General features: G+C 66.3%; 26 protein-coding genes. 9 read left to right on the top strand and 17 right to left on the bottom strand.

Annotated features, from left to right (window positions below):
* Window positions 1–17 precede the first annotated feature (17 nt).
* Both AC1DDA_RS01015 and AC1DDA_RS01010 read right to left on the bottom strand, forming a co-directional pair.
* A complete protein-coding gene (locus tag AC1DDA_RS01015; RefSeq protein ID WP_476794270.1) occupies window positions 18–1,325 on the bottom strand; it encodes an ABC transporter substrate-binding protein in 1,308 nt (435 codons plus the stop codon).
* Between the two features lie 54 nt (window positions 1,326–1,379).
* Complete coding sequence (locus AC1DDA_RS01010) at window positions 1,380–2,417, bottom strand: ABC transporter ATP-binding protein (protein WP_476794269.1); 1,038 nt, start codon at window positions 2,415–2,417, stop codon at window positions 1,380–1,382.
* Between the two features lie 342 nt (window positions 2,418–2,759).
* On the opposite strand from AC1DDA_RS01010, the gene AC1DDA_RS01005 reads away from it, so the two are divergent.
* Window positions 2,760–3,983, top strand: coding sequence for an MFS transporter (locus tag AC1DDA_RS01005; RefSeq protein WP_476794268.1), 1,224 nt, complete (start codon window positions 2,760–2,762; stop codon window positions 3,981–3,983).
* Between the two features lie 76 nt (window positions 3,984–4,059).
* On the opposite strand, the gene AC1DDA_RS01000 is transcribed toward AC1DDA_RS01005, so the two are convergent.
* The 8 genes from AC1DDA_RS01000 to AC1DDA_RS00965 form a co-directional block, all read right to left on the bottom strand.
* On the bottom strand, window positions 4,060–5,028 hold the full coding sequence (locus AC1DDA_RS01000) for an ABC transporter ATP-binding protein (RefSeq protein ID WP_476794267.1): 969 nt from the start codon (window positions 5,026–5,028) through the stop codon (window positions 4,060–4,062).
* The gene (locus tag AC1DDA_RS00995) at window positions 5,025–5,660 is read right to left on the bottom strand and encodes an ABC transporter permease (protein ID WP_476779701.1); all 636 of its coding nucleotides are present in this window, start codon (window positions 5,658–5,660) and stop codon (window positions 5,025–5,027) included. The genes AC1DDA_RS01000 and AC1DDA_RS00995 overlap by 4 nt, the downstream gene beginning before the upstream one ends.
* The gene (locus AC1DDA_RS00990; protein WP_476794266.1) at window positions 5,660–6,289 is read right to left on the bottom strand and encodes an ABC transporter permease; all 630 of its coding nucleotides are present in this window, start codon (window positions 6,287–6,289) and stop codon (window positions 5,660–5,662) included. Before AC1DDA_RS00990 ends, AC1DDA_RS00995 begins: the two co-directional genes overlap by 1 nt.
* 24 nt (window positions 6,290–6,313) lie before the next feature.
* Entirely contained in the window at window positions 6,314–7,189 is an 876-nt protein-coding gene (locus tag AC1DDA_RS00985; protein ID WP_441511465.1) for a glycine betaine ABC transporter substrate-binding protein, read from the bottom strand.
* 119 nt (window positions 7,190–7,308) lie between these two features.
* Window positions 7,309–7,974 (bottom strand): DUF1684 domain-containing protein, encoded by a 666-nt coding sequence (locus AC1DDA_RS00980; protein ID WP_476794265.1) that lies wholly within the window; start codon window positions 7,972–7,974, stop codon window positions 7,309–7,311.
* Between the two features lie 124 nt (window positions 7,975–8,098).
* Complete coding sequence (locus AC1DDA_RS00975; protein ID WP_476794264.1) at window positions 8,099–9,478, bottom strand: FAD-containing oxidoreductase; 1,380 nt, start codon at window positions 9,476–9,478, stop codon at window positions 8,099–8,101.
* An 81-nt stretch (window positions 9,479–9,559) separates the two neighbouring features.
* Window positions 9,560–10,216 (bottom strand): VOC family protein, encoded by a 657-nt coding sequence (locus AC1DDA_RS00970; protein ID WP_476794263.1) that lies wholly within the window; start codon window positions 10,214–10,216, stop codon window positions 9,560–9,562.
* 405 nt (window positions 10,217–10,621) lie between these two features.
* Complete coding sequence (locus AC1DDA_RS00965; RefSeq protein ID WP_476794262.1) at window positions 10,622–11,677, bottom strand: NAD(P)H-dependent flavin oxidoreductase; 1,056 nt, start codon at window positions 11,675–11,677, stop codon at window positions 10,622–10,624.
* A 336-nt stretch (window positions 11,678–12,013) separates the two neighbouring features.
* Here AC1DDA_RS00965 and AC1DDA_RS00960 point away from each other — a divergent pair, with 336 nt between their 5' ends.
* The 4 genes from AC1DDA_RS00960 (at window position 12,014) to AC1DDA_RS00945 (ending at window position 15,120) form a co-directional block, all read left to right on the top strand.
* The gene (locus AC1DDA_RS00960) at window positions 12,014–12,949 is read left to right on the top strand and encodes a LysR family transcriptional regulator (protein ID WP_476794261.1); all 936 of its coding nucleotides are present in this window, start codon (window positions 12,014–12,016) and stop codon (window positions 12,947–12,949) included.
* 146 nt (window positions 12,950–13,095) lie between these two features.
* Complete coding sequence (locus tag AC1DDA_RS00955; RefSeq protein ID WP_476794260.1) at window positions 13,096–13,806, top strand: SDR family NAD(P)-dependent oxidoreductase; 711 nt, start codon at window positions 13,096–13,098, stop codon at window positions 13,804–13,806.
* 29 nt (window positions 13,807–13,835) lie between these two features.
* Entirely contained in the window at window positions 13,836–14,066 is a 231-nt protein-coding gene (locus AC1DDA_RS00950; protein ID WP_476794259.1) for a tautomerase family protein, read from the top strand.
* Between the two features lie 304 nt (window positions 14,067–14,370).
* Window positions 14,371–15,120, top strand: a complete 750-nt coding sequence (locus AC1DDA_RS00945) for an SDR family NAD(P)-dependent oxidoreductase (RefSeq protein ID WP_476794258.1) — start codon at window positions 14,371–14,373, stop codon at window positions 15,118–15,120.
* Window positions 15,121–15,227: 107 nt separating this feature from the next.
* Here the strand turns inward: AC1DDA_RS00945 and AC1DDA_RS00940 are convergent, their stop codons facing one another.
* The 7 genes from AC1DDA_RS00940 to AC1DDA_RS00910 all read right to left on the bottom strand — a co-directional run bounded on the left by AC1DDA_RS00940 (window position 15,228) and on the right by AC1DDA_RS00910 (window position 22,709).
* Window positions 15,228–16,070, bottom strand: a complete 843-nt coding sequence (locus tag AC1DDA_RS00940) for an amino acid ABC transporter substrate-binding protein (protein ID WP_476794257.1) — start codon at window positions 16,068–16,070, stop codon at window positions 15,228–15,230.
* Window positions 16,071–16,414: 344 nt separating this feature from the next.
* Window positions 16,415–17,854 carry an FAD-binding oxidoreductase gene (locus AC1DDA_RS00935; RefSeq protein WP_476794256.1) on the bottom strand — a complete coding sequence of 480 codons (1,440 nt, stop codon included), beginning with the start codon at window positions 17,852–17,854 and terminating at the stop codon, window positions 16,415–16,417.
* A gap of 175 nt (window positions 17,855–18,029) precedes the next feature.
* A complete protein-coding gene (gene ltaE / locus AC1DDA_RS00930; protein ID WP_476794255.1) occupies window positions 18,030–19,076 on the bottom strand; it encodes a low-specificity L-threonine aldolase in 1,047 nt (348 codons plus the stop codon).
* 336 nt (window positions 19,077–19,412) lie between these two features.
* Window positions 19,413–21,116, bottom strand: coding sequence for an urease subunit alpha (gene ureC / locus AC1DDA_RS00925; RefSeq protein ID WP_476794254.1), 1,704 nt, complete (start codon window positions 21,114–21,116; stop codon window positions 19,413–19,415).
* Between the two features lies 1 nt (window position 21,117).
* Complete coding sequence (locus AC1DDA_RS00920; protein WP_476794253.1) at window positions 21,118–21,429, bottom strand: urease subunit beta; 312 nt, start codon at window positions 21,427–21,429, stop codon at window positions 21,118–21,120.
* A gap of 9 nt (window positions 21,430–21,438) precedes the next feature.
* The gene (gene ureA / locus AC1DDA_RS00915) at window positions 21,439–21,741 is read right to left on the bottom strand and encodes an urease subunit gamma (RefSeq protein ID WP_476794252.1); all 303 of its coding nucleotides are present in this window, start codon (window positions 21,739–21,741) and stop codon (window positions 21,439–21,441) included.
* Between the two features lie 62 nt (window positions 21,742–21,803).
* The gene (locus tag AC1DDA_RS00910; RefSeq protein ID WP_476794251.1) at window positions 21,804–22,709 is read right to left on the bottom strand and encodes an urease accessory protein UreD; all 906 of its coding nucleotides are present in this window, start codon (window positions 22,707–22,709) and stop codon (window positions 21,804–21,806) included.
* A 326-nt stretch (window positions 22,710–23,035) separates the two neighbouring features.
* On the opposite strand from AC1DDA_RS00910, the gene AC1DDA_RS00905 reads away from it, so the two are divergent.
* The 4 genes from AC1DDA_RS00905 (at window position 23,036) to nikR (ending at window position 25,486) form a co-directional block, all read left to right on the top strand.
* Complete coding sequence (locus tag AC1DDA_RS00905; protein ID WP_476794250.1) at window positions 23,036–23,533, top strand: urease accessory protein UreE; 498 nt, start codon at window positions 23,036–23,038, stop codon at window positions 23,531–23,533.
* A 63-nt stretch (window positions 23,534–23,596) separates the two neighbouring features.
* Window positions 23,597–24,247, top strand: a complete 651-nt coding sequence (ureG, locus tag AC1DDA_RS00900; protein ID WP_476794249.1) for an urease accessory protein UreG — start codon at window positions 23,597–23,599, stop codon at window positions 24,245–24,247.
* Between the two features lie 42 nt (window positions 24,248–24,289).
* The gene (locus AC1DDA_RS00895) at window positions 24,290–24,946 is read left to right on the top strand and encodes an urease accessory protein UreF (RefSeq protein ID WP_476794248.1); all 657 of its coding nucleotides are present in this window, start codon (window positions 24,290–24,292) and stop codon (window positions 24,944–24,946) included.
* Window positions 24,947–25,048: 102 nt separating this feature from the next.
* Complete coding sequence (nikR, locus tag AC1DDA_RS00890) at window positions 25,049–25,486, top strand: nickel-responsive transcriptional regulator NikR (protein ID WP_476794247.1); 438 nt, start codon at window positions 25,049–25,051, stop codon at window positions 25,484–25,486.
* Window positions 25,487–25,547 lie beyond the last annotated feature (61 nt).

The raw sequence follows: 25,547 nt of genomic DNA, 5'->3' as shown, positions 1-25,547 counted from the left end.
AGAGTTCGGCGTCCGGGTCAGCGGTACGGCTTCAGGATGCGTTCGGCCTCGGCCTGGGCATCCTCCATCGCCTTCTGCGGCGTCTTGGTGCCGGTCAGCGCGGCCTGCAGCCCGTCGTTCAGTGCCTTGGTGACGCGCTGGTTCTCATGGGTCGAGAGCTCGGCGACCGCGCTCGGCAACTGGTCGCGCGCGACCAGCGCCTGCGGGAAATCGGCGACGTATTTCTTCATCGCCTCGGTCTCGTAGGAGGCCGGTGTCACCGCGACATAGCCGGTATCGGCGCTCCACTGCGCGGCGCGCTCGGGCGTGGTGATCCAGCGCACGAACTTGAAGGCGGCTTCCTGTTCGGCTTTGGTCGCCTTCTTCGACAGGTAGAAATTGCCGCCGCCGGTCGGGCTGCCCGGCTTCTTGCCAGCTGGCAGAACCGCGACGCCGAAGGGGAACTTGGCATTGGCGCGGACATTGGTGAGGTTGCCGGTGGTGGTCCACATCATCGCGACCTTCTTCTCGAAGAAGTCGCGCGGCGTGGTGCCCCATTCGACGATGCCGGGCGGGTGAACCTTATACTTCTGCGCGAGGTCGACCCAGTACTGAAGGGCCTCGACGACGCCCGGATTGGCATAGTCGGTCTTGTCGCCCGCGGCGTTGGCGAGGATTGCGCCGGCCTGGGTCGAAAGGCCCTGGAACAGCCAATAAGGGAAGCCGGAGGATGGGATCTGGATGCCCCATTGCGTGACGTTGCCGGCGGCATCGCGCTTGGTCAGCTTCTGCGCGAATTCGAGCTGCTCTGCCCAGGTCTTCGGCGGCTTCTCGGGGTCGAGCCCGGCTTCCTTGAACAGCTCCTTGTTCCAGTAGAGCACCACCGTGGAACGCTGGAACGGGATGCCCCAGGTCTTCTTTTCGTTAGGGTCCTTGCCGCCGGTCTGGCTGTTCTCCATGAAGCCGGGGAAGAAGCTGGCGAGCCACTTCTTGTCCTCGTCGGTCTTGACGAAGTCGTCGAAGGGAACGATCGCCTCTTCGTCGATCAGCGTGAACATGTCGGTCGAGAGCAGCACCGAGAGCACCGGCGGATTGCCGCTCTTGTGCGCGGTCAGCGCCTTGACGATGGTCTCCTGATAGGTGCCGGCATAGATCGGCTTCAGTTTGATCGAGGGATTGTCCTTCTCGAAGCCGGCGGCATAGGCGTCGATGAGCTTGGTGATCGGCCCGCCCACGGCGACCGGGTAGAAGAAGGAAAGCTCGGTGCTCTGCGCGCGGGCGATGCCGGGCAGGGCGGTCGCGCCCGCGAGAGCAGCGGTGCCGCCAATGAATTCACGCCTGTCCATAATGTCCTCTCTCCCTTGCTGGGATGGTTCGAGCGTCCGACTCGCGCGGCCGGTTCAGTCCCGAACCACCTTTCGTTCCGACGCCAGATCGAACCAGTGCAGCGCCGATTGTGACAACGTGATGTAGATCTGTTCGCCGGCTGTGGCCCGCACTTTTCCCGGCCGTTTGACGATGAAGGAATGGCCGTCGATGCGGGTTTCGAGCAGCGTGTCAGAGCCGAGATATTCGACCGCGACGACATCGGCCGCAACGCCGCTTCCGGTGATCTCGACCATCTCCGGACGGATGCCGACGGCAAGGCTCGCAGGGTCGAGACCATCAGGAGCAGTGATCGCGCCGCCGCGCGCCTGCATGGTCGCGAGCGGCAGAACGTTCATCGGCGGCGTACCGACGAAGCGGGCCGCGAAGATCGTCTCGGGGTTCTCGTAGAGCACATCGGGCGGGGCGTCCTGCTCGATCTTGCCGTTGCGCATCAGTACGACCTGATCGGCCATCGTCATCGCCTCGATCTGATCATGCGTGACATAGACCATGGTCATGCCGAGGCGTTGCTGCAGCTCCCGGATTTCACGGCGCATCTCGACGCGCAACTGGGCATCGAGATTGGAGAGCGGCTCGTCCATCAGGCAGACCGGGGCCTCGGCGACGATGGCGCGGCCCAGTGCGACGCGCTGCTGCTGGCCGCCGGAGAGCTGGGAGGGCTTGCGTTCGAGCAGCGCGGAGAGCCCGAGGATCGCGGCTGCGCGAGCCAGGCGCTCGTCGCGCTCGGCGCGGGAGACCTTGCGGACCTTGAGCCCGAACAGGATGTTCTCGGCCACGCTCAGATGCGGAAACAGCGCGTAGTTCTGGAACACCATGGCGATGCCGCGTCGCGAGGGCGAGGCATGCGTGACGTCGCGACCACCGATCGAGATCGTGCCGCTGCTGGTGTCCTCAAGCCCGGCGATCAACCTGAGGGTTGTCGACTTGCCGCAGCCGGAAGGGCCGAGCAGCGCGACGAGGTTGCCGCCTGCGACGGTGAAGCTGATGGCATCGACGGCCGCGGCTCCGCCCCAGCTCTTCGAAACGGTCTTGAGCTCTACCGAAACCATTCGCAACCCGCCGTCCCAGCAATCCATATCGTGCCGACGCTGGACGTTGCGACTGTCGGCTATGTGACGGGCCGAACTTGAAGATAAAATTCATGCGGAGACAAGAGCGGCGCCAAGCCTGACCACACGTTCCTGCGCGGGGGAAATGGGAGGCTCGCGCTGCGCGCGCAGCGTCGGCGGTCCAGGGTCCGCTCCATGCGGCCGCTTTGTGGCTGGCGCATGCATTATTTGCATCGCCGTGACGCCGGCTTACGAAATTGTTTGCGTCCCGGAGATCGTCTAGAGCGCATTCTGCATGCCGGTCAGGAATCGTTCCGGCCGCGCGTGCTGGAAGGCTCCGCGATGACCACCAGCGCACAGACCGCCTCCTTGCCTCAGCGTGCCATGATGCCGGTGCTGATCGCGCTCAGCGTGACGCATCTGCTCAACGATATGATCCAGTCGCTGATCCCGGCGATTTATCCGATCATCAAGGAGGCCTATCGCCTCGACTTCGGCCAGATCGGCCTGATCACGCTGACCTTCCAGGTCTCTGCTTCGCTGCTGCAGCCGGCCGTCGGCCTCTATACCGACAAGCATCCGATGCCCTATTCGATGGTTGCGGGCATGGGCTTCACGCTGGCCGGGTTGATCGGCCTCTCCTATGCCGGCAGCTACGGGCTTCTGCTCCTGTCGGCAGCCTGCGTCGGCATCGGCTCGTCGATCTTTCACCCGGAGGCGACGCGGATGGCGCGCAACGCCTCCGGCGGGCAGCATGGCTTTGCGCAAGGCATCTTCCAGGTCGGCGGGCAGACAGGCGGCGCGCTCGGACCGCTGCTTGCTGCCTTCATCATCGTGCCGCGCGGGCAGGGAAGCCTCGCCTGGTTCTCGGTTGCGGCGCTCGTCGCGATGATGCTGATGATCTGGACGGCGTCGAGCTATGCCCGGCTGGACCGTGCGCGTCCGTCCAAGCCCGCTGCAACATCAGGCGCCCGTCCCGCCCGGCCCGGCCGCCGCTCGGTCGCCTTCGCCATCACCATCCTGATCGTGCTGCTCTTCTCGAAGAACGCCTATACCGCGAGCTTCACCTCGTTCTACACCTTCTACCTGATCGGCAAGTTCGGCATCTCCGTGCAGAATTCGCAGGTCATGCTGTTCCTGTTCCTCGCCTCCTCGGCTGTGGGCGCGCTGGGCGGCGGCATGCTCGGCGACCGGATCGGCCGCAACAAGATCATCTGGTTCTCGATCCTGGGCGCGCTGCCCTTCACCTTGATCCTGCCCTATGCCGATCTGTTCTGGACGGGCGTTCTGACCGTCGTGATCAACCTGATCATGTCGAGCGCCTTCGCCGCGATCCTGATCTACGCGCTCGAATTGCTGCCCGGCCGCGTCGGGCTCGTCGGGGGCTTCTTCTATGGGCTCTCTTTCGGGCTCGGCGGCTTGGCGGCGGCGTTGCTCGGCGGATTCGCGGATATGCTCGGCATCGAGGCGGTCTACAGGATCTGTTCCTTCATCCCGCTGGTCGGCCTCCTCGCCTGGTTCCTGCCGCGTCTCCACGACACCGCCGGGGCGCGGCCGGCGCATTGAGGCAGGCTGCGCTGAGCTCGTCCGGCATCGACCTCCGCAACGGTCGGCTCCCGACCGATCCCTGCGCCGCACTCATTCAGGTCATTTCGCTCGCGGCAATGGGGTGACCGGCACAGCGCGCCCGCAGCGCCGCCAGCGTGACCTGACCAATGGGCCGACCGTGCTCGTCGACAATGGTCGCGGCGTCGCGGCCTTCCGCGAGCAGCGCCGACAGCACTCCCCGGAGCGGAAGGGAGCCGGGAAGCTCGAAACCGTCGGAAGCATAGCCCGGCTCGACGGCGTCGGCGGCGTTGACCAGTGAGAGCCGGCGCAGCGCCCGGTCGGCGCCAACGAAATCGGCGACGAAATCGTCGGCCGGTGCGGCGAGCAGACGATCGGGCGTGTCGTATTGGACGAGCTTGCCGTCGCGCATGATCGCGACGACGTCGCCCATGCGGATGGCTTCGTCGATGTCGTGGGTGACGAAGATCACGGTCTTCTTCAGCCGCTTCTGGATCGCCAGGAACTCCTCCTGGAGGCGGCTGCGGGCGATGGGGTCGACGGCGCCGAAAGGCTCGTCCATCAGCATCACCGGCGGGTCGGCCGCCAGAGCCCGCGCCACGCCGACGCGCTGGCGCTGGCCGCCCGAGAGATGGCGCGGGTAGCGCGGCAGGTACTGCGCCGGGTCGAGGCCGACGAGCGCCAGCATCTCCTCGCTGCGAGCCTTGATGCGTGCGGCGTCCCAACCGAGCAGCTTCGGCACGGTCGCGACGTTCTCGGCGATCGTCATGTGGGGGAATAGCCCGACCTGTTGGATGACGTAGCCGATATGGCGCCTGAGCTCGACGGGGTCTGCCTGGGTGACGTCGCGGTCGCCGACGAGGATGCGACCGGACGTCGGCTCGATCAGCCGGTTGATCATGCGCATCGTCGTGGTCTTGCCGCAGCCGGACGGGCCGATCAGGACGCAGAGCTTGCCGGTTTCGACGGTGAGATCGAGCCCGTCGATGGCCGGGCGCGCTGCGCCGGAAAAGTACTTGCTGATCTGTTCGAGCCGGATCGTCATGCGCTTTCCGTTTGCAGGCGGCGGGTCGTCAGCCGCTCGAGCCCCGCAAAGAAAATCTCCGTCGCGAAGGCCAGGGCTGCGACCGCCACGGCCCCGGCGATCAGCTGCGGGAAATTGAAGTTGGCCATGCCGCTGGTGATCAACTCGCCGAGCCCGCCGCCGCCGATGAAAGCGGCCAGCGTCGCAGCCGAGACGATCTGGACGGCTGCGGTGCGGATGCCGGCGAAGATCACGGGCAGAGCGAGGGGGATCTCGATCCGCCTCAGCAACTGGGCATCGGACAGGCCCTGGCCCCGCGCGGCGTCGACGATGTCGGCGTCGACACCGGTCACCCCGGTATAGGTGTTGAGCAGCAGGGCCGGGAGGCCATAGAGCGTCAGCGCCACGACCGAGGGCGGGAAACCCGTTCCCAGGACGGGCAGCATGAGGACGAGCAGCGCCAGCGAAGGCACTGTCCTCAGGATATTGGCGAGCGCGATGGCGGGCTGAGCCCAGCTGCGATGACGGGTCAGCGCAAGGCCGCCGGGCAGGGCGATCAGCAGCACGGCGGCGAGGGATGTCGCGCTCAGCCAGAGATGGTCCTGGATCGCGGAGACGAAGCTCTGCGGATGTGCCGAGATCCAGCCGAACATCAGGCTTGCTCCGCCTGATGGGCGCGCACCCAAACCTCGAACCTGCGCAGGCTCTCGTCGCAGAAGATCGCCAGCGCCGAGGTGACGACGGCGCCGATCACGACCTTTTCGCCGAAGTCCTGGGTGATGCCCTGGAAGATGATGTCGCCGAGCCCGCCGGCATTGACGAAGGCGGCGACGGTGGCGACCGAGACCTGAGTCACCACGGTGATGCGGATGCCGGCGATGATTACCGGCAGCGCCAGCGGCAATTCGATGGCGAAGAGGCGGCGCCATTTGCCGTAGCCCATGCCATCCGCCGCATCGAGGATGTCCGGCGCGATTTCGCGCAAGCCCGTCGCGGTGTTGCGGATGATGATCAGGAGCGCATAGGCGACGAGCGCCACGATGGCCGGCCAGAAGCCGAGGCCGAGATAGGGAATGAGCAGCGCGAAGATCGCCAGGGCCGGCACGGTGTAGAGCCCGCCGGCGACCAGGAGGACGCCGAGCGCCAGACGCGGGCGCCGCGCGGACAAGACGCCGAGCGGCAGGCCGATCGCCAGCGCGATCAGGAGGCCGGTTCCCACGAGCTGGATATGTTCCCAGAGCGCGAGAAGCAGGCGGTCGTAGTTCTCGATCGTCCAGGTCATGAGAGGAGCGCCGGGGCCGAACGCTTACAGACCCTTGGCTTTCAGGAAGTTCGCCGCGACGGTGCGCGGCTCCTTCTTGTCGACCTCGACCTGCCGGTTGAGCTCCTGCATCACGGCGTTGTCGAGCAGCGCGTTCACCTGCTCGAGAGTCGCGACCACCTTCTCGTTCTTCGCGATGTCCAGGCGAACGACAGGCGCCAGGAAATAGGGCGGGAACAGGCCCTTGTCGTCGTCGAGCGCGACGAACTTTTCGGCCGCGATCTGCCAGTCGGTCGAGAAGCCGTTGGCGATGTCGACCTGCTTCTGCGTCAGCGCGTCGTAGCGCAGGCGCAACGCTGCGAACTGCTTGAACTCGCGGAACTCGGCGCCATAAACCTCCTTCAGCCCGGCGAGGCCGTCGCGCCGGTCGACGAATTCGGTGCCGGCGCCGAGGCTGAGCTTGTTCGCGACCTTGCCGAGATCGCTGAGGGTCTTGAGGTTGTATTCCCTGGCCGTCTCCGGCCGGACCACGATCGCATAGCCGTTGTTGATGTTCGACGGCTTCAGCCAGGTCAGATTGAACTCCTTTTCGTAGTAGGCCTTGACGATCTGACGGACCTTCTCGGGATCCGTCTCGGTCGTCGTCGCCTTCATCACCGCGTTGAAGCCGGTGCCGGTATATTCCGGATAGAGATCGATCGCGCCGCTCTTCAGAGCCTCATGCGCGACCAGCGTGCCGCCGAGATTGATCTTGCGCTCGACCTTGAAGCCGGCCTTCTCCAGCGCGGCGGCATAAAGCTCCGCCACGATGAACTGCTCGGTGAAGTTCTTCGAGCCGATCTTGATGGTCTGGGCCGTGACGGCCGTCACGGATGAGACGATGAGCGCGGCAGCGGCGAAGAGCATGGAGATGGGACGCATGGCGGTAAGCTCCTGAGCGTCGGTGGATGACAGGCTAGCAAGCGGGGCGGCCGGTGCAAGCGATAGCGCAGGAAATTGCCCTGCCGTGGTGGCTGGTGACCGGTAGGCTCATGCGCGAACTATCCGGTGGGCGGCGGGTTCCGTTCCCCGCCTCGGACGGCTGCCGGCAAACTATTCTCAATCGGCGCGAGCGGGCACACCCAGGCGTCGGAATGGGCGCAGGATGGAAAGTAGGCGAAGTTGAAGTCCAGGATCAGCCGGCCGTCATCGGTCTTGCCGAGGTCGGCGCTCTTGATCGTGTCGAGGAGATAGCGCCCGGCGGGATAGGTTTCGTCGCGGTTCGTCAGGTCGCCGAAGGGCAGGAAGAGGCCGCCGCCATAGCCGGTCATCCAGTAGAGCGTGAGCTCCTTGCCGAGCGCGGCACTTAGTCCGTCGGTAAGCGCGAACGGGACGAGCCGGACCGCCTCGTCCTCGCCGAGCCGGATGTCGATCGCCTCGCGATCGCCGGTGCTCTGCAGGCCGACATCAAAGCGCAGTGCGGGGTCATAGGGGAAGCAGTCGATGCCGCGGAAGCCGGCGCGCCGTTCCGGCGGGAGCGGCGACTGGGCGTGTTCGCGAAAGAGCCGGTCGCGCGTGCTGCGCCAGTGCTCCCAGCCCTCGCGTCCCGGCATGGAGCGGACGGTCGCATAGAGATCGGCAACCTGCCGCCGCCAATCGTGCAGGCTCGAGAACTGCCGGAGTGTGCCGGCCGTTGACCCGAGCGGTTCCAGCAATGCGTCGGCCATCGAGATACCTCCGCGTTCGGACAGTTGCGGCCGCCCCGGCGCTCCGCTGCCATGGACGGATCACAGAAGCGATGACTCGGTGTCACCTCATGTCAGTGGGCCCCCTTTGCACCAAGGCCATGGTTCAAGTGATCGGCCGCAGATCGCCGAGCACGGTCGGGATCAGCTCCGAGACGGTCGGGTGGATCGGCACGGCCCATTGCAGGGTCGGGTAGGGGGCGCCGGCGTTCATCATGTCCAGGACGCCGTGGATCGCCTCGTCGCCGCTGATGCCGAGGATCGCGGCGCCGAGTATCCGCTTCGTGTCGGCGTCGGCAACGACCTTCATGAAGCCCTTGGTCTCGGCCCGTTCGACCGCGCGGCCCACCCGCGTCATCGGCCGCTTCGAGACCAGCAGGGGGCGCCCGGTCTTGCGAGCTTCGGTCTCGGTCATCCCCACGCGGCCGAGCGGGGGGTCGATATAGAGCGCATAGGCGGGGATGCGGTCGCTGACGCGGCGGCTCGCGCCGTCCAGGAGATTGGCGGCGACGATCTCGAAGTCGTTATAGGCGGTGTGGGTGAAGGCACCCCTGCCGTTGCAGTCGCCCAGCGCCCAGATACCGGGAACGGAGGTGGCGAGGCTGTCGTCCACGGTGACATAGCCCCGGGCATCCGTCGTCACGCCGGCCCTGTCGAGGCCGAGATCGTCGGTGTTCGGCCGGCGGCCCACCGCCAGCAGGACGTGCGAGCCGACGACCTCGGGGGCGCCGGCGGTGCAATCGACGCCAACAGCCACGCCGTCCGGGTGCGGTTTGAATGCGATGCAGGTCGCGTTCGTGCGAACCGCGATCCCTTCGTCCGTCAGGATCTCCCGGATGGCATCGGAGACGTCCTCATCTTCACGCGCGATCAGCCGCGGCCCCTTCTCGACGACCGTGACCTGCGCGCCGAAGCGCCTATACATCTGCGCGAATTCGAGGCCGATATAACTCCCGCCCACGACGACCAGATGCTTCGGGACGGTGTCGAGCCGGAGAATGGAGGTATTGGTGAGGTAGTCGACCGCTTCGACGCCCGGCATCTCCGGCACGCTCGCACGACCGCCGACATTGATGAAAATGCGAGGCGCTCGCAGAAGGGTCTTGTCGACGCGGACGCGGTCAGGGCCTTCGAAACGCGCATGCCCCAGGAAGACGGTCACCCCGTCCATGCCGCGCAGCCAGGTCTCGACGCCCGTTCGGGCATTGATCGTGACGGTGTTGGCGCGGGCCCGAACCCGCTCCATGTCGATCCGGATCGGGCTGTCGATCGTGACCCCGTACTCGGCGCCGCGGTTGGCCTGATGCGCGGCATAGGCGCTTGCCACGAGCGTCTTGGTCGGCATGCAGCCGGTATTGACGCAGGTGCCGCCGAACAGGTGGCGCTCGGCGAAGGCCACCTTCATCCCCGAAGCGGTCAGCCGTGCCGCGAGGGAAGGGCCAGCCTGCCCGGCCCCGATGATGATGGCGTCGAAGCTTTGCTCCATGGCGTGAGCCTCCATCCTTGCTGCGAGAGCAAACGCGGGCACATTCATCTGAGCCGCCGGCCTCGTGCCAGGCGGCGCGGCTCAGCTCGGCAACGGCGCGCCGTTCTGCTCGGCCACCATGAAGTCGGCGTACCACTCCGGCCAGTTCTCGTCGTGCTCGCCGGTACGCTTTTCGTGCTCGCCATGAGCGGCCGCAGCGCGCTTGAACGCAGCGGCGAGATCGCCTGGCGAGGCGAACACGGTGTTGCCGCTATCCAGGCGCCCGGCCAAGCGCTGGGTGATCTCCTGCAGCAACCAGCCATTGCCGTCCGGGTCGGTGAAGGTTGCGTATGAGCGATAGCTGCGCCTCTCCGGATCCCGGCCGCTGAGCGCCGGTTGGCCCGGCCCCGTCCGGTAAAAGACCTCACTGACCTTGGCGCCGCCCTTGACGAGTTCGGCGCGCGCGATCTCGATGTCCGAGACGACGAGATAGAGACCGCTGGCCGAGCCGGGCGCAGCCGCAGTGATGCCGGTGCCGAAGTGGATCGAGGCAGGCGAGCCCGGCGGCGTGAACTGGACAACGCGGAAACTGTCACCGACCCGGAAGTCGGCATCCAGCCGCCAGCCCAACCCGCCGTAGAAGCGCTTCGCACGATCGACATCCGCGACGGGGATGGCGACGACCTCGAGCTTCAGGTCAACACCGGGCACCTTGGCCGCTCCACCCGCAGGTTCGCCGTGTTGCAGAGTGTCGCTCATATCGGACTCCTCCCTTTGCGAATGTCTTGAGTGTGTTTACGCCCTCATGCCCGCCAGGGCCTGATCACCCCCCGGCGTCATCTATCGCTGCCTTGGCGAACTTGTGTGTCACCTCCTGCGCCGAGTTGTGCCGATGCAGCGCTTGAATGGCGGGTGCGCGTACTGGCCGGTGAAGCGCTTGGCATAGGCCGTCGGCTCCGGATGCGGGCGCCATTGGCATCGCCATCGCTGGTATGGGCCGGCGCGCCGATGCTGACGATCGTCGATGATGCGCATGGCATTCGCCGCTATTCAAGGGCGACCTGCGGCGACATCGTTGCAGCCGGACCTCCGCGCATCCGGCCTTCGCTCGCAACGCGCCGATCCCGCAGCGCGCAATGGTCGTCCAAGAGCCTGCCGATACCGTCATGCGTCCAGGCCCGCCAGCGTCCGTGTCAGAGCTGCCGCCGACATTGGTCTTGCAAGCGGGAAGGCCTGGCCGGCCCAAAGCAGGGTAAAGTCGTCGCGCCCCGCCGCCTCGGCTGCACTGCGCAGCGGCCCCAGCGCCGTGCCGGCAGTCGGAAACGCCGGCGCAAGCTCCGACAGCGGTCCGAGTTCCGCCATCACGCGGTTGACAATGCCGCGCGCCGGCCGGCCGGTGAACAGGTTGGTGATCGCAGTCGGCCGTTCGCTCATGCCGAGGGCCTTGCGGTAGATCGGCGAGATGCTCGCTTCCGGCGTGAACAGATAGGCGGTGCCGACCTGGACGGCGGCGGCGCCGAGCGCGAAGGCCGCGCTGACGCCGCGCCGGTCCGTGATGCCGCCCGCCGCGATGACAGGCACGGAGACGGCATCGACGATCTGCGGCACCAACGCGAAGGTGCCGACCTGCTCGGAGATCCGGTCGGTCAGGAAAGTGCCGCGATGGCCGCCGGCCTCGGCGCCCATGGCGATGACGGCGTCGACGCCGTGCTCGGCGAGCCAGCGCGCCTCGGGCACCGTGGTGGCGGAGGCGATGACCTTGGCGCCGGTGCGCTTCACCCGCTCGAGCAATTCGGGTGCGGGCAGGCCGAAATGAAAGCTGACCACCTCGGGCCGATATTCTTCGATGACAGTCGCGAGCGAGGCGTCGAAGGGCGTGCGTCCGCCCGGCGTCTTCGGCATGTCCGGATCGAGCCCGGCCTCGGCATAATAGCCGGACAGCCTCGCGAGCCAGGCCGCCTGGCGCGCCGGATCGTCGGCCGGCGGCGTATGGCAGAAGAAATTGACGTTGATCGGCCGCCGCGTGCCGGCCCGCACCTTGTCGAGCGCTGCCCGCAGTCCCGCCTCGTTGTATTGGGCACCCGCCAGCGAGCCGAGGCCGCCGGCCTCGCTCACGGCGATCACCATCTCCGGTGTCGTCGCGAGGGCCATGGGCCCCTGGATGATCGGCAGCTCGATGCCCAGGAGATCCAGAAGTCTCGTATTTCCTGTCGCGCTCACGATGAACCTCTTCGATTGGTGCCCGGTTGTCGGCGGGCGGAACGGAGCTTAGCCGCGATGCGCGTCCGCCGGGAGCCACTTGCGGATCAGTTCTCAGCGAGTCGATGGCCGAGGCCCGAATCGTCGCTGCGGCGCCGATCACAAACAGCAGCCGGTGGTTTCCGCCGCTGGGCGGAAAGAGGAGCGAAAGCCCGTACGACACGGCCCTGATGTCGCGCCGAGCTGGCCCCGGCGGCGCGCGTCAACGGGGCAAGCCTGCTGTCCGTCGCCGAGCCTCCGCGCTTGACAAGCTGCTGAAACCGCGAAGGCTGGACGCCACGAGGCTATTGGCACTGCATGGATCGCATCGACGCGATGAAGGTCTTCATAGCCGCCTTGGACGAGGGGAGCCTCGCCGGGGCGGGGCGCCAGCTTGGGCGCTCCCCGGCAGCGGTGAGCCGGGCGATCGCCTTCCTCGAGCAGCAGGTCGGCGCGACGCTGCTCCACCGCACCACCCGGGCGATCAGGCTGAGCGAGATCGGCGAGCGCTATGCCGCCGCGTGCCGCCGCGTCCTTGCCGAGCTGCAGGAGGCCGAGGCCGTGGCGGCCGGCGAGCGTGTCGCGCCGCGTGGCACCCTGACCATCACGGCGCCGCCGGTCAGCGGCGAGGAGATCCTGCGGCCTATTATCGACGCCTTCGTCGAGGCATTCCCGGCCGTCTCGGTCAATCTCGTCCTGCTCGTGCGGGGCGCGAACCTGATCGAGGAGGGGATCGACATCGCCCTGCGCATCCTGGAGCTACCTGATTCCGCGATGACAGCGATCCGTATCGGCGGGGACGTCAGGCCGGTGATCGTGGCCGCACCGCGCTATCTCAGCCAGCACCCGCGCATTGAAGAGCCGGGCGACCTCAGCAGGCACAGCATCGTCGCCTGCACGGATTTCGGGCGCGATGCCTGGGTCTTCCCGCCCGCGAAGGGCGGCTCGGTTCCCCGCGCGGTCCAGTTCAAGCCGCGGCTCATCGTCAACAGCGTGCGGGCGGCGCTGGGTGCGGCCGTCGGTGGGCTGGGCGTCACCCGCCTCCTCACCTACCACGTCGCCGAGCGCGTGCAGGATGGATCGCTCCAGCTCCTGCTGCGGGACGCCGAGCCGCCGGCTCGCCCTGTCAATCTGGTGCTGCCGCAGGGGCGTTCGAGCCTCCCGAAGGTCAGGGCGTTCCTCGACTTCGCCGTGCCCCGGCTGCGCGCGGACTTCGCTCGGCTGTCGGCGGAGTCGGTCGCCATGCATGACTGAGACAGTAACTCTTCCGATTTATGGAAGAATGACTGCCGAACGTCGCGCATTCAGTGAAAGGGTGAAATTTCCGAAAACTGTCCTCGTCAGGTCGAACCGGCCGGGCGGCGCGCGTCCCGCGAGCTGTCGCAAAGACGAGGATCATCATGAGCAACGAACGGAAGGTGGCGATCATTACCGGTGCCTCGCAGGGCATCGGCGCCGCTCTGGTCAAGGGGTTCCGCGACCGCAACTATCGCGTCGTCGCGACGTCGCGCTCCATCAAGCAGGGCGCTGACCCGGACATTCTCGCGGTTCCCGGCGATATCGCCGATCCCGCGACGGCCGAGGTGGTCGTCCGCGAGGCGCTGGCCCGCTTCGGACGGGTGGACACGCTGGTGAACAATGCCGGCATCTTCATCGCCAAGCCCTTCATCGACTACACGGCCGAAGACTTCGCCAGCAAGATCGCGACCAATCTTACCGGTTTCTTCCACATCACCCAGAAGACCGCGGGCGGCATGCTGAAGCAGGGCTCGGGTCACATCGTCAGCATTACCACAAGCCTGTCCGACCACGCGATCGCCGGCGTCCCGACCGTGCTCGCCAATCTGACCAAGGGCGGCATCAATTCTGCGACCAAGGCGCTTGCGATCGAATATGCTCAGAGCGGCATCCGTGTGAACGCGGTTTCGCCGGGCGTGATCAAGACGCCGATGCATGCCCCCCAGACGCACGAGTTCCTGGCCAATCTTCACCCAGTCAAGCGGATGGGCGAGATCAAGGACATCGTCGACGCCGTGCTGTTCCTCGAGAGCGCTCCGTTCGTCACGGGCGAGATCCTGCATGTCGACGGCGGTCAGAGCGCCGGCCACTGAAGCGCTAGCCAAACCAGAAGGAGGGTTTCATGCCGATCGTCACCATCCAGGTCACGCGGGAGGGCTCTGGCCCTGGCCGTACCTCGGTAACCGCCGAGGAGAAGGCCAGGCTCATTGCCGGCGTCAGTCAGCTCCTGTTCGACGTGCTGAACAAGCCGCTCGACTCCACCTTCGTGGTGATCGAGGAAGTCGATCTCGACAACTGGGGGTGGGGCGGCCTGCCAGTCCCGGAATATCGCCGGCGACGTGCGGCAAGTTAGTCCACGGCAACACACTCGGGCCGGCAAGCCGCCGGATATCCGAAAGGGTATGCCATGACTGCGGCTGACCAGTCGCGGTCGTTCGATCAGCCTGGCGTCGAGTTGGCGATTGCGAAGGTGAAGCCGCAGCGGACCTTCTTGGGGGCCGGCGTTTGGTCCGGCTGTCTCGCCTAACTCAAACCGGCGGGAGCCCTGACATCCGCGCCCGCCGGTTGCGCAACCCTGCCCGCGTGCTGACGGGCCTTGAAACCAACCCCTTCACCGCAGCTATAAGGCGACACACAATCGGAAGGGGAGTGCCCGCATGGCCAAGGAATTCACCGGCAAACGCGTGATCGTGATGGGCGGCAGCCGTGGCATCGGGCGTTCCATCGCGCTCGGCTTCGCGGCGGGCGGCGCATCTGTCTCGATCTGTGCCCGGGGCGCTGGCCCGCTCGAGGCGACGCGCCGGGAGATCGAGGCGCTCGGCGTCACCGCTCATGCGGCCAGCGTCGACCTCGCCGACGCGGATGCGATTGCGGCCTATGTGCCCGCGGCGGCGAAGGCCCTCGGCGGGCTGGACATCCTCGTCAACAACGCCTCCGGTTTCGGCCAATCGGACGACGAGGACGGCTGGGCCGCCTCGCTCAGCGTCGACATGATGGCTGTCGTTCGCGGCAGCCACGCGGCGATCCCGCACATGGAACCGGGCTCGTCGATCGTGAACATCTCGTCGATCTCGGCCCTGCGCGCCTCCTCGCGTTCGGCGCCCTACGGCGCCATCAAGGCAGCCGTGATGCACTATACGGCGAGCCAGGCGAAGATGCTGTCGCGCAAGGGGATCCGGGTGAATTGCGTCGCGCCCGGTTCGATCGAGTTCCCGGGCGGTTCCTGGGAGGATCGAAAGACCTCGAACCCCGCGCTCTATCAGGCGACGCTGGCCACCATCCCGTTTGGCCGGATGGGCAAGCCCGAGGAAGTCGCCGAGGTCGTGCTCTTCCTCGCCTCCGCCAAGGCGAGCTGGGTCACCGGCCAAAGCATCGTGGTGGACGGCGGGCAACTCGTCGGGCCTTGACCCTTGCCATCGCACTTGGCGCGTCGCAACCGCGCCAAGCGCATGCTTGCATAATTGCCCGCTGGCGCGGCTCGTCGTCCCCGGTATCGCGCGCTCTGGCCCGCGCCTTATTTCGGCACGCCGTTGATGACGAAGAGGGCGCGCGTGAACTGATCGGGCGGGAAGCTGCCGAAGCTGCGGGCGTAGATCTCCTTCACACGATCGGTGCGATAGAGCTCCGCCAGCGTGGCGTCGACGAGCAAGCGCAGCTTTTCGTCGCCGCGCGGCAGAGCCAGCGCGTAGGTCTCGAACGTGAAATACTGGTCGGAAAGCTTCATGCCCGAGCGGTTCGGGCTGTTCAGGAGATGATAGCTGAGGATCCCGCGATCCGCGAAATAGGCGTCGATCTTGCCGGCGGAGAGGCTCCGGACACCGTCGGGATGAGTCGCCATCGGGATGATCTCGGCCTGGATTCCGAGTTGCCCCAACGTCGCAGTCAGGACTTCTTCGGTGGTCGTGCCCCGCAGGACGCCGATCCTTTTGCCGCGAAGATCCTCAAGGCGGACGACCTCGTTGCTCCGGTGCAGCACGCCGGCGCCGTCGATGAAGGTCGGGAGCGAAAAATCGACGATCGCGCGGCGCGACATCGTCATCGAAGTCGGGTCGCAAAGAAGATCGATCTTGCCATCGCGCAGGGCTTCCAGGCGATTCGCGGACGAGACCTCGACATATTCGAGCTTGAGGGCCGGGATGGCTTGCGCGTTCTTCACGCTGGCAGCAACTTCGCGGCAGAGGTCGACGATGTATCCGGAAGGATCGCCCCTGGACGTGCGATAGGAGTATGGTGGCGCATCGGCCCGGAAGCCAAGCCGCAACGTGCCGGTCTCGCGAGCCCGTGCCAGCGTGTCGGCCGCCGCGCTCGCCGTCGATATCGCCGTGCACAGAAACGCGATCAAGAAAGCCCGCATCATCTGCCCCCCTCCATCCGGCAAGTATGCGCACACTAGGCCGGCAGGATAAATCGAAGAACGCCCTTTCCGGCGGCTGAGGCTTGCGGCGCTTGCGTATCGGCCCGATCGCAACTTCCGGCTCGCGGCGGTGCAGCAATCACCGATCTCGGCGCCGCCGCCGACATTCGTCGATCTCGGCCGCCGGGGCGTTTGCCGCCCTGCGACTGCCGGAAATCGTTTCGCGCAACTACCGCCGGACGAGGGCGCTTCCAGGCGAGCGGGCGCCCGATAGCGCAAAGAAAGCGCGCCAAAACAAGCGATAGGGCATCTCCACGATTCGGGTATTCGCGGAGATGCCCCTGAGCTTAAGCCGCCTTTGTATTCGTCATCGGCGTCACGTTCTGATTCATGCGAAACAGGTTGGATGGATCGTAGCGTAGCTTCAGCATGGCGAGGCGATGATAGCTGGCTCCGTAAGCCTCCTGGACGCGATCTGCCTCGTCGGCCGGCATGAAATTGATATAGGCCGTACCGGCGGAAAGCGGTCTCGCGGTTTCGAAGAGCTCTCGTGCCCAGCCAATGTAGGCCGGATCCATGCCTTGTTCACGCCAGCGCGCATGAACGTTCATAACGAAATGGGAGCTGCGCTGGGGAAATGCCGTGGAGGCGGCGGCCACGCGGCCTGCGGCACCGCCGACATGCGCGATGAAAATCTCGCATTCCGGCCCCGGCAGCCGGCGCGCCGCACGGAGCAGGATGTCGATGGCAGCATCCGAGAGCTCGGTGAAATCGTGGCTCTTCCAGTAGTTGCGGGCGCCCGGCGTGAGCAGGGGATCGAAAGCCTGTTGCCACGCGGTGAACGGGGCGGGCCCCACGACATCGGCGATCGGCCTCCCGATCGAACGCAGCATCGCAGTGGCCTTTTCGCCCTCGGCGATGTCGCCGCAGTAGCACATTGCGAGGATCAGCACCTCCTTGCCGTGCCACTCCGCCGGTAGAAACGGAAGGGGCGGCGCCTTTCGCATCACGGCCCAGCATGTCAGCTCGTCGGGGGCTGCTTCGAGCGCCGCGCGATAGTTCTTCAGGATGAGCTCGGCATCGTCGAGCGGATGGACGACGAGGCCCGAGAAGACCTGAGGGCCAAACCGATGCAGCCGGAACTCGAACGCCGTCACGACGCCGAAATTCCCGCCGCCGCCGCGCAGGGCCCAGAACAGGTCGGGCTCTTCCGTCTCGCTGGCCCGCCGGAGTTCGCCATCGGCGGTGACGATCTCGACCGATATGAGGTTGTCCAGGGTCAGGCCGAACTTCCGTGTGATCCAGCCAAAGCCCCCGCCCAGCGTCAACCCGGCGATGCCTGTGGTCGAATTGATGCCCGTCGGCACGATCAGCCCGGCGGCTTGCGTCTCCCTGTCGACATCGGCGAGGGTTGCTCCCGGTTCGACCCGGGCGCGCTGCGCTGCCGCGTCGACGCGGATTGATTTCATCGGCGAAAGATCGATCATCAGGCCGCCGTCGCAAACGGCGTTTCCGGCGATGCCGTGGCCGCCCCCGCGCACCGAGACGAGCAACCCGTTGTCGCGCGCGAACCGCACCGCGCTGACGACATCGGCGGTGGACATGCAGCGTATGATCAGCCCGGGCTTGCGGTCGATCATTCCGTTCCAGATGGCGCGCGCGTCGTCATAGCCTGCATCATGCGGGGCGAGGATGCTGCCGCTCAGCTGTGCGGCAAATGCTTCGACGGCCGAGCTCGCGATGCTCGTCTTTCCGGCCGTCAGCGTCGTAAGGCTGTGTGCAGGCATGATGGCTCCTCCGGAACGGGTGCACTGGCTTTCGCCCCCCGGCGACCGGGAATGTGCGTCCATTCGTGGCGCCACGCAGTGATGCAGGTCACACAGCGCGAGCTGCAACGCTTCAGCTGAGAAGCGCCGCACGCCCGGCTTTCGCAATCCGGAAAAACGGTGACTGGCCCGCGCTTTAGGCGTTGGATCTCAACTCTGTTGAGAGCTTCTGCTTGTCGAAGAAGGCCTCGCAGGCTTCGGCAACCCGCTCGACGGACGCGTCATCCACATCCAGATGGGTAACCCAGCGCAGCGTCCCGTAGCGGCCGCTCACGCCGATGCCGCGCTCGCGCAGAAATGCGGCGAGGGTGGCTGTGTCGAACCCCTTCGGCGTCATGAACACCATGTTCGTCCGCGCCGGTCCCGCGCCGAGGTCCGGAAAACACGCGAGCACAGCCGCGAGATCTGCAGCGCGCCGGTGATCCTCGCTGAGCCGCGTGACGTTGTGCTCCAGGGCGTAGATGGCGGCCGCAGCGATCACGCCGGTCTGGCGCATGCCGCCGCCCAGCATCTTCCGGATCCGGCGGGCCTTCTCGATGAAGTCCTTCGGGCCGACGAGGATCGATCCTATCGGCGCGCCCAGCCCCTTCGAGAGGCACATCGACACCGTGTCGAACTGCCCGGCGATCCAGGCCGCGTCGCGGTTGCTCGCCGCGGCTGCGTTCATTAGCCGGGCGCCATCGAGATGGGTGGCAAGGCCGCGCGAGCGGGCAAGCCCGGTCGCAGCCTCCAGATAGGCATCGGGCAGGACGAGGCCGTTGAAGGTGTTCTCCAGCGCCAGCAGCCGCGTCATCGCGAAATGGAAGTCGTTGGGCTTGATTGCATTGGCGATGGCGTCGAGCGCGATCGTGCCGTCCGGCTCATTGGGCAAGGGCTGCGGCTGGATCGAGCCCAGCACGGCCGCGCCGCCGCCTTCGAGCCGATAGGTATGAGCCATCTGGCCGACGAGATATTCGTCGCCGCGGCCACAATGGGCCATCAGAGCGGCGAGATTGGCCTGCGTGCCAGTGGGGAAGAAGAGGGCGGCTTCCTTTCCCAGCCTCTCGGCGGTCATCGCTTCCAGGCGCTTGGTGGTCGGGCAATCGTCGTAGACGGCATCGCCCACCTCGGCGCCAGCCATCGCGGCCCGCATGCCCTGGTCGGGGCGCGTGACCGTATCTGAACGGAAGTCATCCACCAGCATCGATCAGATCCTTATTCAGCGTGAGTCTGCTCGGGCGAGAGCCCCACCGGAGCGGTATAGGATGAAGCGGCGGTTCAACGCTCGGGCAAATTGACCGCGAAGCCACGAAGGCTGGATTTCTTGAACCGGTTCTTCATGGCCACGCCGGTCTGCCGCATCGCCTCGACGCGGTCGTCCAGCGGCCTGTCACGCGCGTCTCGCTGCCGACAATGAGCGCGGACGGCGGTCCACCTGATTGCACCGCCGCGCGCTGAACGATCCTGCCGACGAGGAACGCTCAACCCGGCGGAGCGGGCAGGGGGCACGGCGAGGCGGCCGTGCCGAACCCCTCGGACGTCAGAACAGGAAGTATCGCTGCGCCATGGGAAGCGAGGTCGCCGGCTCGCAGGTGATGAGTTCGCCGTCGACAAGGACCTGATAGTTCTGCGGGTCGACCTCGATCTTCGGCGTCAGCGCGTTGTGAATCATGTCCTTCTTGCGGATGCCGCGTATGCCCTTCACAGCCACGAGCTGCTTCTGCAGCTTGAGCTTTTCCCCGATCTTGTCGTCGAGCGCCGCCTGCGAGACGAAGGTAACGCCGGTCTTGCCGCGCGCCCGGCCCATGATGCCGAACATCGGACGGTAATGCACCGGCTGCGGCGTCGAGATCGAGGCGTTGGGATCGCCCATCGGCGCGGTGGCGATCATGCCGCCGATCAGGACCAGCGACGGCTTGACGCCGAAGAACGCTGTTTTCCAGAGCACGAGATCGGCGCGCTTGCCGACCTCGATCGAACCGAGCTCATGGGCGAAACCATGCGTGATCGCGGGGTTGATCGTGTATTTGGCGACGTAGCGCTTGCAGCGGAAATTGTCGTTGCGCTCGCTGTCCTCCGGCAGCGGGCCGCGCTGCACCTTCATCTTATGCGCGGTCTGCCAGCAGCGCAGGATCGTCTCGCCGACACGGCCCATCGCCTGCGAATCCGAGGACATCATCGAGAAGGCGCCGAGATCGTGCAGGATGTCCTCGGCCGCGATCGTCTCCTTGCGGATGCGGGATTCGGCGAAGGCGACATCCTCGGGAATCCGCGGGCTGAGGTGGTGGCACACCATCAGCATGTCCAGATGCTCGTCGATGGTGTTGACCGTGTAGGGCCGGGTCGGATTGGTCGAGGACGGCAGGATGTTCTCCTGGCCGGCCGCCGTGATGATGTCCGGCGCATGGCCGCCGCCGGCGCCTTCCGTATGGAAGGAATGGATCGTGCGGCCCTTCGTCGCCGCGAAGGTGTCGCCGACGAAGCCGCTCTCGTTCAGGGTGTCGGAATGCAGCCCGACCTGGACGTCCATTTCGTCGGCGACGGAAAGGCAACAGTCGATCGCCGCTGGGGTCGTGCCCCAATCCTCATGCAGCTTGAGGCCGATGGCACCGGCGCGGATCTGTTCGCGCAGCGGCTCGGGCAGGCTCGCATTGCCCTTGCCAAGGAGGCCTACATTGAGCGGCAGGTCCTCGATCGCCTCGAGCATGCGGTGGATGTACCAGGGGCCCGGCGTCACGGTGGTGGCGAGCGTGCCGACCGAAGGCCCGGTGCCGCCGGCGACGAAGGTCGTCGTGCCGCTGGCGAGCGCCATCTCGGCCTGCTGCGGCGCGATGAGATGGATATGCGCGTCGACGCCGCCGGCGGTCAGGATCTTGCCCTCGCCGGCGATCACGTCCGTGCCCGGGCCGATGACGATGTCGACGCCCGGCTGGATATCCGGATTTCCAGCCTTGCCGATCGCGGCGATGCGTCCGTCCTTGATGCCGATATCGGCCTTGACGATCCCCCAATGGTCGAGGATCACCGCATTGGTGATGACGAGGTCGACGACCTCGGCGGCATTGCGCTGGCTCTGGCCCATGCCGTCGCGGATGACCTTGCCGCCGCCGAAGGTGACCTCGTCGCCATAGATGGTGTGGTCCTCCTCGATCTCGATGACGAGTTCGGTGTCGGCGAGGCGGATGCGGTCTCCCTTGGTGGGGCCATAGAGGGACGCGTAGTTCTCGCGTGTGATGCGCGCCATCTCAGCTCTCCAGCTTGCCCATGACCTTGGCGTTGAAGCCGAAGACGGCCCGGTCGCCGGCGAGCGCCACGAGACGGACGGTGCGCGACTGGCCGGGCTCGAAACGCACTGCCGTACCGGCGGGAATGTCGAGCCGGAAGCCCCGCGCCGCCGCGCGATCGAAATGCAGCGCGGCGTTGGTCTCGTAGAAATGGTAGTGCGAGCCGACCTGGATCGGCCTATCGCCGGAATTGGCGACATCGACCGAGCAGGTCTCGCGCCCGGCATTGAGTTCGATTTCGCCGTCCTCGATGAAGAATTCACCCGGGATCATGCCGGCACCTCACGGAATCGGGCTGTGAACGGTGACGAGCTTGGTCCCGTCGGGAAAGGTGGCTTCGACCTGGACGTCGTGGATCATCTCCGGCACGCCCTCCATGACATCGTCACGGCCGAGCAGGGTCGCGCCATAGGACATCAGATCCGCGACGGCACGGCCGTCCCGCGCGCCTTCGAGGATGGCCGCGGAGATGTAGGCGACCGCCTCCGGGTAATTGAGCTTGACCCCGCGCGCCTTCCGCCGTTCCGCCAGCAGGGCTGCCGTGAAGAGGAGGAGTTTGTCTTTCTCACGTGGAAGAAGTTCCATGGCCTTCTCTCGTTCCTGCCTTTGACCTTGCTGCCGCTGTTCCGGGGGGCGAGCGAGCCTCTTCATGTCGCCCAGATCCGCGGCGGGCTGGCGGGCTTGCCCTGGCCGGCCGCCCGCAGCAAATCCCATGCCCGGAGGAAGTACGATTTGCCTTCCGATACCCGCGCCCCGAGATAGCGGCAGACCACGACATCCTCGAGCTGGCTGACTGAAAACACGCCTTCGCCGCTGGCGCCGCTGGCGGCGCGCACGCGTTCCGCCGCATCCTCGCCGATCGCGCCGGCATAGATCATCGTCCCGAAGATGGGCTGCCCGGCGAGCGCGAAGGCCGCGCTCAGAAGGGGAGATCCACCGGCGATCTCGACCCGCTCGAACCAGATCGGCCTGCCGTCTCGCGTGATCTCGACGCGCTGGCTCAGCTTGCCTGTCGTGAAGCGTTCATGGGCGGCCGGACGGCCGAGGCAGAGAAAATCCCACCCGACATAGGTCGCGTCGGGCGCGAGCGACACCTGCGTTTCGAGACGAGCATCGGCACCATCGAACAAGATGGTTTCCTGCGGCAGGTATTCGCAGACCGCTCCAGGCCCGACTGCGACCCGGCTCGATTGCACGGACAAGCCGTGCTCGCTGCGATAGAACTTGGTCGCGCCGGGCGTCGTCAGCACGGCGCGGGCCCCGGCTTCGAGATGGAAGCTCAGCTCCAGCCGATCGCCGCCGGCCACGCCGCCGGGCGGATGCAGCAGATAGACGTGGCAGGTCCCGTCCTTCTCGGGATGGAAGGGCTGCTGGACGACGAGCGGCCCGAGATGGCGCCGGCGCATAAGCCGGGTCTTGCCGGCTGCAACCGCGAACCACAGCTCCAGCTCCGCCAGCCAATCGCTCGGCTGGACGGTATAGCGGGCGCGCTCGGCAGAGCCCGCGGGCGGTCGTGCGGCTTCGACGGAGGGAACTGGCGCGAGAGCATCCATGGATAAGGTTTTGATCAGGGATTCCAGCTCGCGGTTCGAATGCGAGACTATGTCGGGATCTCGTCTGCTGTCATCCTGGCCACAGCGCGCCGCGGTCTACAAAAACGGCAGAATTGGCTGAAACTGCCTCAATCGGCGCCATATGCCCGCCGTTTCGGCGTTGCCGGTCCACCATGACTCTTGCCTGGCCAGGGATGAAGAGCCACCAAATGCGGCAGGGAACGTCGTTTCGGGACATTGGCCCTTCACTTGCCTTGGCGGCGGAAAGCCCGTCGCGCCCGGAACGGGTCCCAGCGCCGCGAGGGGCACAGGCTGCGAGAGGCGATATGTTGAAGGCGATTGCGGTCAGGCGAGCTTCGCAGAGCGGTCCGAGCCACGAACCGGTGCTCGGCAGGGCGGTTCTCCACCACGATGAGCGCCACCTGCGCCGACGAGCGATCGGGCTAGAGGACGGCCAGAAGATTCTGATCGATCTCCCCGACACGGTCGTGCTCGCGGACGGGGACGAGTTGCTTTTGGAAGGCAGCGGCGTCGTCGAGATCGCCGCCGCCGAAGAGGCGCTCTATGCGGTCCGTGGCCGCGATGCCCTGCATGTCGCCGAGCTGGCCTGGCATATCGGCAACCGTCACCTGGCCGCGGCGATCGAGGCGGACCGGATACTGATCCTGCGCGACCACGTCATCAAGGCGATGCTCGAAGGGCTGGGCGCCGCCGTGGAGGAGATCACCGCGGCGTTCACCCCCGTGCGCGGCGCGTATTCCGGCCATGGCCACGCGCATGGGCATTCCCACGGCCATGGGGATCATGATCATCACCATGGCTGAAGCCGGCGGAGCGAAGCTTGCATGCAAGCTCGCCCGGTTTCCAACCCGAGGGCATTTGCACCGATGATATCCAAGAACGGTCCTCTCCGCGTCGGCATCGGCGGTCCCGTCGGCTCGGGCAAGACCACGCTGACCGAGAAGCTGTGCAAGGCGATGCGGGATAAGTTCTCGATCGCCGTCATCACCAACGACATTTACACCAAGGAGGACGCCATGATCCTGGCGCGCCTCCAGGCACTGCCCGAGGATCGCATCGTCGGCGTCGAAACCGGCGGCTGCCCGCATACGGCGATCCGCGAGGACGCCTCGATCAATCTGCAGGCCATCGCCGAGCTCAATCGCCGGATTCCCGGTCTCGACATCGTCTTCATCGAATCCGGTGGCGACAATCTGGCGGCGACCTTTTCGCCCGACCTTGCCGACCTGACGCTCTACGTCATCTCCGTCTGCCAGGGCGAAGAAATCCCTCGCAAGGGCGGGCCGGGGATCACCCGCTCCGACTTCCTCGTCATCAACAAAAGCGACCTCGCGCCCTATGTGAATGTCGACCTCGACGTGATGCGGCGGGATGCGGCGCGGATGCGCGGAGCTCGGCCCTTCGGCTTCACCGATCTTTCGCGCGGCCATGGCGTCGACGGCATCGTCGACTTCATCGTCGAGCAGGGCGGGCTGTTCGAGAGCCGCCCGGCTGAGGCCGCCCCGGCGGGAGCGTGAGCGATGGGCGCTGCGCCGGATCAGCCGCAGAGACCGGAAACCATGCCGCTGCATCTGCTGCGCCTGGTCAGCCAGGGCTTGCCGGTGGGTGGATTCTCCTATTCTCGCGGCCTCGAAGCAGCCGTTACGGCCGGCTGGGTTCGTGACGAGAGGACCGCCGGCGACTGGATACTGGGCACGCTCCGGACGAACGTGGCGCAGTTGGACGGCGCGCTGTTCTGGCGCATGGCGAACGCTCTGGCCGCTGGCGACGTTGAGGGCTTCCGCGCGGCGAACGCCTGGCTCGCGGCGGGGCGCGAAAGCCGCGAATTCCAGCTCGAGGACAGGCGTCTGGGCGAGGCGCTTCTCCGCCTCCTCGCCGATCTCGCAGTTCCCGCGGCCGCGGGCCACTGTGCCGGCGGGCTGTCCTTCGCGGGGGCTTTTGCCCTGGCCGCACATCATTGGTGCATTGCGCCGACGGCGGCGCTGAGCGGCCTGCTGTGGATCTATGTCGAAGGACAGGTGAACGCGGCGATCCGGCTGGTCCCCCTCGGCCATACCGCCGGTCAGCGCATCCTCATCGAGGCCGCGGGCGCAATCGAGGAAGCGGCTGAATGCGCTCGCTCGATCGGCGACGACGAGATCGGCAGCCTGTCCCCGGCCTTGGCCATGGCGAGCGCCTGGCACGAAGCGCAATACAGCCGTCTCTTTCAATCCTAGAGGCGGCAACACCGGCGCCTGACGCGAGCGATCTGCGTCTCGCAAATGTCGGGTGCTTGCTCAATTTTGCAGCCGGGCCGTGGGGTCGGAATAGGGGTGCAGGTGGAACGGGTCACGATCACCATCGATGCAGAACTTCTCGCATTCGTCGATGCGCTCAGCGCATCGAAAGGCTATGGCAGCCGTTCCGAGGCGATCCGTGACATTCTGCGCCATGCCGCCCGGACGGAGACCGCCACCGACCCCGCCGCTCCCTGCTTTGCGACGCTGGCTTATGTCTTCGATCACGAGACGCGGGATCTCGCGCGCAGGTTGACCAATCGGCAGCATGACCATCACGACCTCTCTGTCGCCACCCTCCATGTCCATCTCGATCGACATGAATGCCTGGAGGTCTCGGTGCTGCGTGGAACGAGTGGTGAAGTCCGCGCCTTTGCCGACGGCGTCATCAGCCAGCGCGGCGTCCGGCACGGTCATCTTCAGATCCTGCCCGACGCGACCGCAACCGAGGATCGGCATCCTCACGAGCACGATCACTGAGCATTTTCGGCTCCGTGCTGCTCAACATTTCAGCGATACAGCCCGCCGCCGCTGCCGTATG

The sequence above is a fragment of the Allobosea sp. 10N428 genome (assembly GCF_056394545.1).
This window is presented reverse-complemented; position numbering and strand designations above follow the sequence as displayed.